Genomic DNA, 348 nt, shown 5'->3' on the forward strand with positions numbered 1-348 from the left:
GTCGTTATAGACAGTGTTGCTTCCTTGGTACCGAAAAAGATTTATGCCGATGCTTCCATCGGTGCATTCGGAGATTTGGATCTTGACCAGAATGACATGGAGCTTGCGCGAGTGTCTTCGTTGGCTTTGCGATTCATTCGTCCCTTACTGCAGGCTAAGGAGGCTACTGTTCTTCTTTGTAATCAGTCTCGTAGTCGAGTGGTTGATGTATTTGGTGGTGCTCAAAACAAAGATGGTGGCGCCTCTGTGATAGATAGAATCATGACCACCGCAACGCCAGGTGGTGAGTACATCAAATCAGTGTCGTCGTCTCGTGTTGAGTTGAAGTTAGCTTCATCACCTCAGGTC

At 47.4% G+C, this 348-nt stretch carries 1 pseudogene; it reads left to right on the forward strand.

Annotated elements, in window-relative coordinates:
- Positions 1–348, forward strand: a pseudogene (locus AB4585_RS28065) (hypothetical protein); the annotation flags it as partial.

It is taken from the genome of Vibrio sp. 10N.222.49.C9, assembly GCF_041474985.1.
Classification (GTDB): domain Bacteria; phylum Pseudomonadota; class Gammaproteobacteria; order Enterobacterales; family Vibrionaceae; genus Vibrio; species Vibrio crassostreae_C.